This is a genomic window from Actinosynnema sp. NPDC059335 (assembly GCF_042752395.1).
In the GTDB taxonomy this organism is placed as follows: domain Bacteria; phylum Actinomycetota; class Actinomycetes; order Mycobacteriales; family Pseudonocardiaceae; genus Actinosynnema.
Genome location: NZ_JBHYXZ010000025.1, coordinates 63,846 through 75,537 on the forward strand (window position 1 = coordinate 63,846; position 11,692 = coordinate 75,537).

10 protein-coding genes and 1 pseudogene are annotated in these 11,692 nt (G+C 72.6%); 10 read left to right on the forward strand and 1 reads right to left on the reverse strand.

Annotated elements, in window-relative coordinates; translation table 11 throughout:
• Positions 1-142 precede the first annotated feature (142 nt).
• The 4 genes from ACFXGA_RS11180 (at position 143) to ACFXGA_RS11195 (ending at position 5,218) form a co-directional block, all read left to right on the forward strand.
• Positions 143-1,732, forward strand: coding sequence for an acyl-CoA carboxylase subunit beta (locus ACFXGA_RS11180; protein WP_378086613.1), 1,590 nt, complete (start codon positions 143-145; stop codon positions 1,730-1,732).
• Positions 1,729-1,920, forward strand: coding sequence for an acyl-CoA carboxylase subunit epsilon (locus tag ACFXGA_RS11185; RefSeq protein ID WP_378086615.1), 192 nt, complete (start codon positions 1,729-1,731; stop codon positions 1,918-1,920). Before ACFXGA_RS11180 ends, ACFXGA_RS11185 begins: the two co-directional genes overlap by 4 nt.
• A 329-nt stretch (positions 1,921-2,249) precedes the next feature.
• The gene (locus ACFXGA_RS11190; protein WP_378086617.1) at positions 2,250-4,199 is read left to right on the forward strand and encodes a CRTAC1 family protein; all 1,950 of its coding nucleotides are present in this window, start codon (positions 2,250-2,252) and stop codon (positions 4,197-4,199) included.
• 5 nt (positions 4,200-4,204) lie between these two features.
• Positions 4,205-5,218, forward strand: a complete 1,014-nt coding sequence (locus ACFXGA_RS11195) for an enediyne biosynthesis protein (RefSeq protein WP_378086619.1) — start codon at positions 4,205-4,207, stop codon at positions 5,216-5,218.
• A 696-nt stretch (positions 5,219-5,914) separates the two neighbouring features.
• Here ACFXGA_RS11195 and ACFXGA_RS11200 read toward each other — a convergent pair.
• The gene (locus ACFXGA_RS11200; RefSeq protein ID WP_378086629.1) at positions 5,915-6,688 is read right to left on the reverse strand and encodes a helix-turn-helix domain-containing protein; all 774 of its coding nucleotides are present in this window, start codon (positions 6,686-6,688) and stop codon (positions 5,915-5,917) included.
• Positions 6,689-7,835: 1,147 nt separating this feature from the next.
• On the opposite strand from ACFXGA_RS11200, the gene ACFXGA_RS11205 reads away from it, so the two are divergent.
• The 6 genes and pseudogenes from ACFXGA_RS11205 (at position 7,836) to ACFXGA_RS11230 (ending at position 11,642) form a co-directional block, all read left to right on the forward strand.
• Complete coding sequence (locus ACFXGA_RS11205) at positions 7,836-8,495, forward strand: winged helix-turn-helix transcriptional regulator (protein WP_378086620.1); 660 nt, start codon at positions 7,836-7,838, stop codon at positions 8,493-8,495.
• 485 nt (positions 8,496-8,980) lie between these two features.
• A complete protein-coding gene (locus ACFXGA_RS11210) occupies positions 8,981-9,544 on the forward strand; it encodes a hypothetical protein (protein ID WP_378086622.1) in 564 nt (187 codons plus the stop codon).
• Between the two features lie 4 nt (positions 9,545-9,548).
• Positions 9,549-9,827: pseudogene (locus ACFXGA_RS11215) on the forward strand (DUF6239 family natural product biosynthesis protein); the annotation flags it as partial.
• A complete protein-coding gene (locus ACFXGA_RS11220; RefSeq protein ID WP_378086624.1) occupies positions 9,749-10,837 on the forward strand; it encodes a DUF6239 family natural product biosynthesis protein in 1,089 nt (362 codons plus the stop codon). The pseudogene ACFXGA_RS11215 and the gene ACFXGA_RS11220, both read left to right, overlap by 79 nt.
• Positions 10,838-11,015: 178 nt before the next feature.
• The gene (locus ACFXGA_RS11225; RefSeq protein ID WP_378086626.1) at positions 11,016-11,183 is read left to right on the forward strand and encodes a hypothetical protein; all 168 of its coding nucleotides are present in this window, start codon (positions 11,016-11,018) and stop codon (positions 11,181-11,183) included.
• A gap of 117 nt (positions 11,184-11,300) precedes the next feature.
• Complete coding sequence (locus tag ACFXGA_RS11230; protein ID WP_378086628.1) at positions 11,301-11,642, forward strand: VOC family protein; 342 nt, start codon at positions 11,301-11,303, stop codon at positions 11,640-11,642.
• The last annotated feature ends 50 nt before the right edge of the window (positions 11,643-11,692 follow it).

The following is an 11,692-nucleotide window of genomic DNA, read 5'->3' on the forward strand; positions in this document are numbered from 1 at the left end:
ACGCCGCGTCGCCGCCGTCGCCCGCCGCGGCCGAGGCGGCGTCGGGCGGCTGCGGACCCGGTCGACGAGCACGTGGACTTCTTCGTCCCGCCGGGCGGTTCCCGTCCTCGGGCGACGCGCCGGCCCAACAGGGAGGACTGGTATGACCACGACCGAGAACGCCCCGCCCGGGGAAGCTCCGTGGGACATGCGGGCCAGGGTGGCCGAGCTGCACGCCATCCGGGCCGCCGTCGCCGAGGGGCCGTCCGCCGCGGCGGACCAGGCCCAGCGCGACCGCGGCAAGCTCACCGTGCGGGAGCGGATCGACCTGCTGTTCGACCCCGGGACGTTCCGCGAGGTGGAGCAGTTCCGCCGGCACCGCAGCACGGGCTTCGGGCTGGAGGCCCGCCGGCCGCACACCGACGGCGTCGTCGCGGGCTGGGGCAAGGTGCACGGGCGCACGGTGTTCGCCTACGCGCACGACTTCCGGATCTTCGGCGGGTCGCTCGGCGAGGCGCACGCGGAGAAGATCCACAAGGTGATGGACCTGGCCGAGTCGGCGGGCGCGCCCATCGTCAGCCTCAGCGACGGCGCGGGCGCGCGCATCCAGGAGGGCGTCTCGGCGCTGGCGGGCTACGGCGGCATCTTCCGCCGCAACGTCCGCGCCTCCGGCGTGATCCCGCAGATCAGCGTCATCCTCGGCCCGTGCGCGGGCGGCGCCAGCTACTCGCCCGCCCTGACCGACTTCGTGTTCATGGTGCGCGGGATCTCGCAGATGTTCATCACCGGTCCCGAGGTGGTGCAGGCGGTCACGGGCGAGGAGATCACCCACGACGAGCTGGGCGGCGCGGACGTGCACGCCGCCCTGTCCGGCGCGGCGGGGTTCGTCTACGACGACGAGGAGACCTGCCTGGAGGACGTCCGGCACCTGCTGTCCATGCTGCCGTCCAACAACCGCGAGGTGCCGCCGTCGGTCGTGCCCCGGGACGCGCGGGACCGGCGGAACAAGGCGATCCTCGACCTGGTGCCCGCCGACCCGAACCGCGCCTACGACGTGGTCAAGGTCATCGAGGAGATCGTGGACGACGGCGACCTGTTCGAGGTCCACGCCAACTGGGCGACCAACATCGTCTGCGGGTTGGCCAGGCTGGACGGGCACGTGGTGGGCGTCGTGGCGAGCCAGCCGTCCTCGCGGGCGGGCGCGCTGGACATCCACTCCTCGGAGAAGGCCGCCCGGTTCGTGCAGCTCTGCGACGCGTTCGGCATCCCGCTGGTGACGCTGGTGGACGTGCCCGGGTTCCTGCCGGGACGCGACCAGGAGCACGGCGGGATCATCCGGCACGGCGCGAAGCTGCTCTACGCCTACTGCAACGCCACCGTGCCCAGGGTGCAGCTCATCCTGCGCAAGGCGTACGGCGGCGCGTACATCGTGATGGACTCCCGGTCGATCGGCTGCGACCTGTCGTTCGCCTGGCCGGTCAACGAGATCGCGGTGATGGGCGCGGAGGGCGCGGCGAACGTCGTGTTCCGCCGCGAGATCGCCGCCGCGCGCGACCCGGAGGTCGTGCGGGCGCAGCGGATCAAGGAGTACCAGCGGGAGCTGATGCACCCCTACTACGCCGCCGAGCGCGGCCTGGTGGACGACGTGATCGACCCGGAGCTGACCCGCGCCACCCTGATCGACGCGTTGGCGGCGTTGCGGGCCAAGCGCGCCGACCTGCCGGTGCGCAAGCACGGGAACCCCCCGACGTGACCGCGTCCCGACCGCGCCTCGTCGTGCTGCGCGGCGAACCGGACGACGTGGAGCTGGCGGCCGTCGTGATCGCGCTGCTCGCGCTCGCCGGCGACCAGGCCGGGACCGCCGAGGACACCGACCCGGCCGGCGCGAACTGGCTGATCCCGGCCTGGTTCACGCCGCCCGGCTCGTGGCCCGCCCGCTAGCCCGCCCCCGACGGCACCCGGGCGAAGCACCCACCCGGCCGGTCCCCGAACGCCACCGCGAACGGTGAAGGGCCCACAGACCTCTCGAACGGGCTGCGGACGGTGCAGCGCCCACCCCGAACGGCACCCGGACGACGAAGCGGGCCCCCCCCGCCCCGCCCGGGGGGGCCCCCCGCCCGGGGGGCGCGGGGGGGCGCTGCGGGCGAGGCCGCCCGAGCCACCGAGGACGCGCACCCGGCGCCGCCGGTCCCCGACGGCGCCGGACCCGTGTCCGAGGCGTGGCGGCGACGCATCGCCGAGGAATCAGCCCACCAGGAAGGAGTCAGCTTGTGACCTCCACAGCCAGTTGGCTGCGCAGGCAACTACCCGGCGTCATGGCACTCGTGCTCGTCGCGGCCACGTTCTTGGTGGCCCGGCTGCCGCAGGTGTCGGCCGAGGAGAGGCAGGAAGTCGCGGCCCGGTACGGGTTCACGCCCGAGACGATCGCCCTGCCCGGCGGCTACACCCAGCAGACCATCCGCCAGGTGAACCAGCGCTACCAGCACATCAACGCGTGGATCTCCTCGGTCGGCTCGGCGGTCGCGTTGAACGACCTCGACGGCGACGGCCTGTCGAACGACCTGTGCTTCGTCGACGTGCGCACCGACCAGGTGATCATCTCGCCGGCGCCGGAGTCGGGCGAGCAGCCGCGCTACGCGCCGTTCGCGCTGTCGCCCGGTTCGCTGCCGATGAACGACGTCATGGCGCCGATGGGCTGCGTGCCCGGTGACTACAACGAGGACGGCCGGCTCGACCTGCTGATCTACATGTGGGGCCGCACGCCGATCCTGCACCTGGCCAAGCCCGACGCGGCCGGCATGACCAACGACACCTACCAGCCGACGGAGCTGGTGCCCGGCAAGGCGTCCGGCGACTACGACGGCCCGGAGTGGAACTCGAACTCCGCGACCGTCGCGGACTTCGACGGCGACGGCCACGACGACATCTTCATCGGCAACTACTTCCCGCACGGCCCGGTGCTGGACCCGTCGAAGAACAGCGGCGTGTGGATGAACCACTCCATGTCCGCCGGGTTCAACGGCGGCGAGGACTACATCTTCCTGTCCAAGGGCGTCTCCGGCGGCACCCCGAAGTGGGAGATGTCCGACCCGTTCCCGCTGGAGGTCTCGCGCGGCTGGGCCCTCGCGTCCAGCTCCAACGACGTGAACGGCGACATGCTGCCCGAGCTGTACGTGGGCAACGACTTCGGCCCGGACCGCCTGCTCTACAACATGTCCACGCCGGGCAGGCTGAAGTTCGAGGTCGTCGAGGGCTCGAAGGGCCCGATGGAGCCGAAGTCCAAGAACGTCGGCATCGACTCGTTCAAGGGCATGGGCGTCGACTTCGGCGACCTGAACGGCGACCAGGTGTACGACATGTACGTCAGCAACATCACCACGTCGTTCGGCATCGAGGAGTCGCACTTCGCCTTCCTCAGCACGGAGAACAACCTGAACCGGGTGACCTCCAGCCTGGAGGACGGCGACGCGGTGTGGGAGGACGAGAGCGCGCCGCTGCAGCTCGCCTGGTCGGGCTGGGGCTGGGACGTGAAGCTGTCCGACCTCGACAACAACAGCGAGCTGGAGGTCCTGCAGGCCACCGGCTTCGTCAAGGGCGACGTGAACCGCTGGCCGCAGCTCCAGGAGCTGGCCACGGCGAACGACGCGCTGCTGGACAACCCGATGTGGTGGCCGATCGTCGGCCCCGGCGACGACGTGGGCGGCAACCAGCACCTCCACTTCTTCGCCAAGAACCAGAAGGGCTTCTACAGCGACGTGTCGGCCGACCTGGGCCTGGCCGCCCCGATCCCGACCCGCGGCATCGCGACCGGCGACATCGACGGCGACGGCAAGCTCGACATGGCCGTGTCCCGGCAGTGGTCCGACCCGGTCCTGTTCCGCAACACCGCGACCACCGGCAACGACTTCCTCGGCCTGCGCCTCACGCACGAGGAGAACCGGTCCGAGGGCGCGTTCCGCGGCGCGGGCTCACCCGTCATCGGCGCGCAGGTGACGATCACCACCGCGTCCGGCAAGAAGCAGATCAACCGCGTCGACGGCGGCAGCGGCCACTCCGGCAAGCGCAGCCACGAGGTCCACTTCGGACTGGGCTCCGAGTCGGGCCCGGTGCAGGCGCACATCAAGTGGCGCGACCGCGACGGCGACATCCACGAGCAGGACATGACACTGAACCCGGGTTGGCACGACATCCAGCTCGGCGACCAGGCCAAGGAGAAGTGACGGACATGGCCGAGACCACGGCAGCAGCCGGCCCGCCGCGGCACGACCCCAAGGTCACCAAGGCACTCAGGAACTTCGCGATCTCCATCAGCGTCTTCAACATCTTCGGCTACACGGTCCTCGGGTTCGAACAGGCGTGGCTGTGGCCGTTCATCGCCCTCGCCACGGCCTACACCGTCGAGATCGGCCTGGAGTGGATCGGCGCGCGGCAGGAGAAGCGCACGCCCCGCTACGCGGGCCGCGGCCTGAAGGGCATGGTGGAGTTCCTCTACCCCTCGCACATCACCGCCCTGGCGGTGAACATGTTGACCTACGTCAACGACCAGGTCTGGGTGATGATCTTCGGCGTGGTCGTGGCGGTCGGCGCGAAGTGGGTCCTCCGCGCGCCGGTGAAGGGCCGGCTGCGGCACTACATGAACCCGTCGAACTTCGGCATCGCGGTCGTGCTGCTGGTGTTCCCCTGGGCGTCGGTCGCGCCGCCGTACCACTTCAGCGAGCACGTGGGCACGTTCTGGGACCTGCTGATCCCGCTCATCATCCTCAGCGCGGGCACCATGCTGAACGGCATGCTGACCGGCCGCTTGTGGCTGATCATCGCGTGGCTGGTCGGGTTCGCCCTCCAGGCCGTGATCCGCGGCATGGTGCTGGACGTCTCCATCCCGGCCGGGCTCGGCATGATGACGGGCATCGCGTTCGTGCTCTACACCAACTACATGGTGACCGACCCGGGCACCTCACCGTCCAAACCGGCCGCCCAGATCGCGTTCGGCGGCGGCGTGGCGGCGGTGTACGGCGTCCTGATGGGCATGAGCATCGCGTACGGCCTGTTCTTCGCCACCGCGATCGTCTGCCTGATCCGGGGCGGCTTCCACTGGACCGTCCACTTCATCGAGAAGCACCGGCGCGAGCAGGAGGCGCTGAAGGCGCTCGCCGCCGAGCGGGCGCTCCCGGTGGAACCCCCCGCCGCGGAGCCGGCGTTCAACGGCGCGCCGAAGCAGGGCGCGGTGGTCACCACCTGACCGCCGCACCGACCGACCGGCGGCCCGTCACCTCCGCGGTGGCGGGCCGCCGTCGTGTGCGGGGGTTCCGCCACCGCCGGGCGCGAGGGGCGGTCCGGGGTGGTTCGAGGGTTCGGCCGCCCCGCCACCGCCGGGCACGAAGGGTGGTTCGAGGGCCCGCCCCCGGCCAATCGTCGGGTGTGGGGCCCGGTTCAGGGGTTCGGCCGCCCGACGACCGCCCGGCGCGAGGTGCGGTTCCGCGGGTCGCGGAGTGGCGGTTCGCGGGGGTCGCCGACCCGGCCGCGGAGCTGCGCGGGGCGGTTCGGCGGGCCGTCCCGCCGGTCACGGTCGGTACGGCCTACCGAAGCGCGAGACGGTTCGTTGGGCCGTTCGAGTTACCGCCGCACGGGGCGCGGTCGGCCGTGCGGGCACGCTCCCGCCCTGGTCCGTGCGCTGATCGGCGGTGCGCGACCGGACCGTTCGGCGGTCACGAGAACAAACGTGGCTTCGGTCACAACGCGGATCGCTTCGGCGGTGCGCCACGGCGGTGACCGGGTTCCGGGGTCGCGGGTGGCCTCGCGGGAGGAGCGGGAGCGGGCCGCGGCGCGCTCGGCGTTGTTCCCGGGGCCGCGTCGGAGGTGCGGGATCCCGCACCCCGGACGTGGGAAGGACCCGCCGTCCGGCGGGCGGCAGGTCCTCCGGTGGTCGCGCCGTCCGTCAGCTCGCCGCGCCCGCGTCGAGCGCGACGGTGCGGATGTACGGCAGCGCGAGCAGGACGGGCGGGTCGAGCGTGCCGATCGGGCGCAGGCTCAGGTCGACGTCCTTGACCTGCGCGCCCGCCCGCACCGACACCGGGCCGCAGGACGCCACGTTCAGCGCCTGGTCCTGCGGGAAGCGGCGTTCGCCGAGGAACGACTCCTGCCCGAGCGCGACGGAGTGGGCCAGCAGGTGCCAGGTGCCGGGCGGCACGTTGGTGAGGACGTACGGACCCGGCCGGTGGAGCATGGAGCAGCGGACCGGCTTCCCCTGCGGGATCCGGTCCGGGAACAACCCCAGGAAGATGATTCCCGGCGCGCTCCCGGAAGGGGCGTGGACCTCCCCCTGCACGGTGGACGTGCGCGCGTCGGAACCCCGGCGCGCCAGGGGGATCGGCGGAGTCAGTCCCCCCAGTTGCCGGTAGGTCGTCGGGGACACCCCGACACTGCTGCGAAATCTCGAGCTGAACGTGCCGACGCTGGTGTACCCGACTCGGTGGCTGATGTCGGTCACGGCCAAAGAGGTGCACACCAGCAGCCGTTTGGCCTCTTGTAGCCGGATCGCGGCCAGGAATCGACCGGGTGACACCCCGGTGACCCGTTGGAATGCCCGGGAGAAGTGGAACTTGCTGTACATGGCGGTACGGGCCATGTCGTCTATCGTGAACTGCTCACCGAGATTCTCGTGCATGAAGTCGATGACCCGGCCTACCGCCCGTTCTATTACGTCCTCCACTACGACCCCCATTCGCAGATGTAATGAAAGCTGAAACCGTCGTCCGACCGGCGCGCCGGACGACCTTCGAGCGGTGCAGAACTGGCGCGCATCCCCGCGCCACAACCCCCAGTGACCCCCAGCGGCCCCAGTACCCCCGATTTTGGCAAGCTACCAGGGCCGCGACAAGCCGCGCAAGGAGCGCTGACAGCGTTATGGATCGCCTCGCACGCGCTCACCCCCGCACCTTCCCGACGATCTTGCGAACGTGGTCGGAGTCTATTTCCGACCACCACGGAAGACATATTCGGCTACCGGCCGACGTTATTGATGCGCCTTTCGGGTGACAACGTCCGACCCGCCGGTCACGGGTCCGCACGGGGTGCGCGCCGAGCGGCGGCCGCAGGCGACGGCGATATCGCCCGAGGGCGGCGCGTCCGATTTCGACCGGTATACGGCAATCACGAAGATGTGGCGTCCGTTGCCCGCAGGCGCGGCCCGACCGACTTCCGGCCGCGCCGGGAGGCGGAATTCCCGCCGTCGCGGGACCACCGTTCAACGCTCGCCGGACGATATCGGGGCAGGATTCGCCGGCGTGCCGCGCGGCCCCGGCGGCAGGGCGGGCGTCCGCCCATTCCGGACACGACGGGCCCGCGTGGCGGACCTCCCGGACCCCGCCGGCGCAGCGCGTGGGGCGACTCCCGGAGCCGGGGACGGGTGTGGCGCGCGTCACGCGCATCGAAAGTGCGCCAAGGGCTGTCGGGGCACGCGCCACCACAGAGGACACCGGCGGTGCGCCGCGTCGACCGGCCGCGCGGGAACGCCGCCGGCGCGGTCCGGAGTGGACGGCGGTCGAGGGCAGCCGCGCGGATGGGCCGGTACCAGACCCATCCGCGCGGGAGGCGGTCACCGGCCCGGGCAAGGACCCGTGCGCCGCCCTCACGCTCCGCCGGCACGGGCTGGGGGTCCCGCGGTGCGGCCGGAGCGCGGCATCGGCACGGAGCCCGACCCGGAGGGCTCGCGAGCGCGACCCGTCCGGTCACGGTCGCCGGCACCCTTCGGATCCCCGGTCCGCCTCGACGTCGTGACCCCGCAGCCTAGCGACGTTGGTCCTAATAAGCAACCAACTGGTGTGAAACCCGTATCACCTCGGCCTAGACTGGTGGTCGTGACGACCAAGCGCCGGTACGACGACGGGTGCCCGATCGCGCACGCGCTCGACCTCGTCGGCGAGCGCTGGGCGTTGCTGGTCGTGCGCGAGCTGCTGTTCGGCGCCAAGCGCTTCACCGACCTGCGGACCGGGCTGCCGGGCGCGAGCCCGAACGTGCTGTCGCAGCGGCTGCGCGAGCTGGACGAGGCGGGCGTCGTGCGCCGTCGCCGGCTCCCGCCGCCGGCGGCCGCGTGGGTGTACGAGCTGACGCCGTGGGGCCGCGAGCTGGAACCCGTCATCGCCCTGCTGGGCAGGTGGGGCGCGCGGTCGGACGGGCTGCGCGGCGAAGGGCCGATCAGCGTCGACTCGCTGATGCTCGCGCTGCGGTCCCTGTTCGACCCCGGGCGGGCCGAAGGGCTGGTCGCCGATTTGGCGGTGCACCTGGGCGAGGACGGGTTCCTCGCCCAGGTGACACCCGACGGGCTGACCGTGGAACGCCGGCCCGTCGCCGAGCCGGACGCGTCGATCCGCACCGACACCGTGACGCTGAACAACGTGGTGTCCGGCCGGCACACGCTCGCGGAGGCGGTCGCGTCCGGCGCCCTGGAGGTGCACGGCGACGAGACCGTGGTGGCGCGGTTCCTCACGCTGTTCCCCTCCCCCCGCCCGGCGGCCTAGCCGGGAACCCCGGCACATGACGAGCATTCCTCACAGAAGTCCGGACATCCGACGCGGAATAGCCACCACGTCACCCGTCCGTGGCGGTTCCCCCCGGTCGGCCACGCACTCCGCGCGCTTTTAGCACGAACCGGTCGTCGGCGCTTCTTCCGGATTGCCCCATCGTCGCGCCGACACTTGTCGATCATTCTTCGAGCCGCCGGAGCGCACTGCCACCCGCCGTCGGCACACCCCCTCCCACCAGGACTTACGCCCTGGCGACGCGGCAACCGCACGAGCGCAATCGGGAAGGCGAAAAGCACATCGGAAGGCAATACGCTCGTCGTCGCGCGGACCCGGCGGGAGGACCGTACCGCCGCGTGGAGCACCGGACTTCTCCATGCTTGCGATTCCGCACGGAGGCGTTCTTGGCGCGCGCGAAACCCGATATCGTCGCTGGTCACGGGGAAATCGACCCGGTCGGGACCGGCGCAGCAGGAGGAGCCATGGTCGACACACATGCCCACACCCACGCGGTGGGTGGCCCGCTCAACACCGTCCGGCACAAGCCGGCACTGCTGATCTTCACCGTGATCGTGCTCGGGCACTGGGCCGAGCACATCGCCCAAGCGGTGCAGATCTACGCCCTCGGTTGGCCGGTCCCGCAGGCCAAGGGCGTGCTCGGCCTCTGGTTCCCGTGGCTCGTCACGTCCGAGGTCATGCACTACGGCTACGCGCTCGTCATGCTGGTGTTCCTGTTCGCGCTGCGCAAGGGGTTCGTGGGCCGCTCGAAGACGTGGTGGACGATCGCGCTGGGCCTGCAGTTCTGGCACCACATCGAGCACCTGCTGCTGATCATCCAGGCGTCCGTCGGCACGAACCTGCTCGGCCGGCCCGCCCCGACGAGCATCATCCAGCTCGTCATCCCGCGGGTGGAACTGCACCTGTTCTACAACACCGTCGTCTTCATCCCGATGGTCGTCGCGATGGTGCTGCACATGCGGCCGAGCCCGGAGGAGCGCTCGCAGATGCGGTGCGCCTGCGCGCTCCCGGTCGGCGCTTCGGCCTGACCCCGTGCACAACCACGGCGCCCTCGGCCTGCCGCTCGGCTTCACCCTCCTCCGGCTGCTCCTGCTCGGCGCGGTGACCGTGGTCGCGGGTTGGGCGCTCGTGCGACCGTTCTCCCCCGGCGCGTCGGAGCCGCTGACGCGCCGGGTGGTCACCGCCTGCGCCGGCGTCGGCGGTGTCGCCGTGCTGCTCGTCGCGGACGCCACGTGGATGCCGGGGTTCGCGGCGGTGGCGCTGGTCGGGCTGCTGGCCGCTCCCCCGGCGCTGCGCGGGGCGCGACCGGCGCCGGCCCTGCTCGTGGTGGGGGGGGGCGGGGCGGGGGCGGGGGGGGGGGGGGCGGCGCGCGGGCGGCCGCGCGGGGCGGGGGGGGCGCGCGGGGGGCCCGCCCCCCCCCCCCCCCCGGCACGTGGTTCTCCGGCCCGCCGCTGTCGTTCGCCTTCATCGCGATGATGGCGTCGTTCGTCGCCGTGTCGTGGCTCGCGCTGTGCCCGCCGACCGCGGTGGTGCGCGTGGCGGGCGCCGCGTTGGCCGTGGTGCTGCTGGCCGGCCTGGGCCAGGTCACCATCGCCGGCCGGCTCAACTCCCCGGCGGCGGGCGACCCCGTGCTGACCCGGGTGGCGCTCGGCGACGGGCCGGTGGACGTGCTCGTGGTGCCGCACATGCCCGGCTGGAACATCGTGCACACCTCCGACGTCCCGCTGTCGGTGGGCAACGCGCCCAACGCCCTCGTCCCCGCCCGCCCACGGGAGGGGACGACCGGCCGGTGGGCGCTGGTGTGGCTGCCCGAGGGCCGCGGCGACCTCTGGCTGGACCGGGAGGGCGAGCGGATCACCGTTCCGGTGGACACCGGCAGGGTGGCGTGGACCGGCCCGGACGTGCGCGGCCCGGAAGGACCCGACTACGCGTCGGCCGTGTTGGCGGCGAAGCTCGCCGGCCGGCGCGGCGACCTGCCGTGGCCCGGTCTGACCGACGCCGACCGGGCGGCGCTGCGCGCGGAGGTCGCGTCGATCGGCGGCCCGTTCGCCGTCGTGTCGGACGGCTCGGCCCGCGCCGCCGAGGCGGCGGAGGTCGCGCGGGCCGAGGCCGACCGCCTCGGTCACGCCGTGGCGCCCGACGCGCCGGACGTGCTGGTGCTCGGCGGCGAGCCGCCGGCGGGCCGGCGACCGCACCTCACGCCGTGGCTCACGCCGCCCGACCTGACCACCCCCGAGGCGCGCCGCTACGCGCGGACCCTGGCCTCGACCTTCCCCGACGCCACCCCGTCCCGCTCGGGCCTCGCCGCCTGGACCGGTTAGCACTCCGACGCCCGCGCCCGTTCCGAGGGCGCTCCGGACCCGCCTCGACCGGGTGGCGCTCGGCCTGGCGCCGCACCGTCCCGCTCGACCCATCGGGTGAACGCGGGGACGCGGTTCGGGTGAACGCGCGGGGGTACTCCACCGGGGCAAGCACCCGATCCCGAGGAGCGTGGAGCCCATGCACCGCGAGAGCGACAAGCACAGCCCGCTGGTGGACGACGAGTTGAAGCACGAGCTGGAGGGCACCTTGCGCGGCAACCGCCCCAGCCGGTCCGAGGAGTGGCGCGACCCCGAGCCGCCCGCGGACGACGACGTGACCGTCCCCGGCATCGACGAGCCCCGCTGACCGCGAACAGTCCACTGAGGACCACGCGATTCCCGCGACCGGCGGCCACTTCCGCGATGTTGCCCGATCCGCCGGGGGCGATTGACCGCCCGGCGGCCCCTGGTTAGCGTCGAGGACGTGACTGCCGAACGCATCGCCCCCGTTGTCCCCGCAGACGACCTCGCCGGCGCGGTCGAGCGGTGGTCCGCGCTGCTCGGCGTGCCGCCGACGTTCGTGGACGGCGACCGCTGGGCCCAGTTCGACGTGGCGGGCGGGCGGTTGGCGCTGTCCGGCGCGGACCGCGTGCACGACGGCCCGGCGGTGCTGGTGAAGGTGACCGACCTGGAGGAGGCGCGCGAACGCGCGGCGGCCGTCGGGTTCCGCGTCGGCGAGATCACCACCGGGCCGCACGAGCGCCGGTGCGTCGCGGTCGGACCGGACGGGTACGCCGCGATCCTGCACGCGCCGTCCGCAGGCTGAGCAGAGTCCGCACCGGACGACGGCCCGGCCCGCACGGGCGACGTGCGGGC

Coding starts and splice junctions, on each gene's coding strand:
- ACFXGA_RS11225 (WP_378086626.1), top strand. CDS start 11,016: ATGCACCGCGAGAGCGACAAGCACAGCCCGCTGGTGGACGACGAGTTG.
- ACFXGA_RS11210 (WP_378086622.1), top strand. CDS start 8,981: ATGGTCGACACACATGCCCACACCCACGCGGTGGGTGGCCCGCTCAAC.
- ACFXGA_RS11195 (WP_378086619.1), top strand. CDS start 4,205: ATGGCCGAGACCACGGCAGCAGCCGGCCCGCCGCGGCACGACCCCAAG.
- ACFXGA_RS11180 (WP_378086613.1), top strand. CDS start 143: ATGACCACGACCGAGAACGCCCCGCCCGGGGAAGCTCCGTGGGACATG.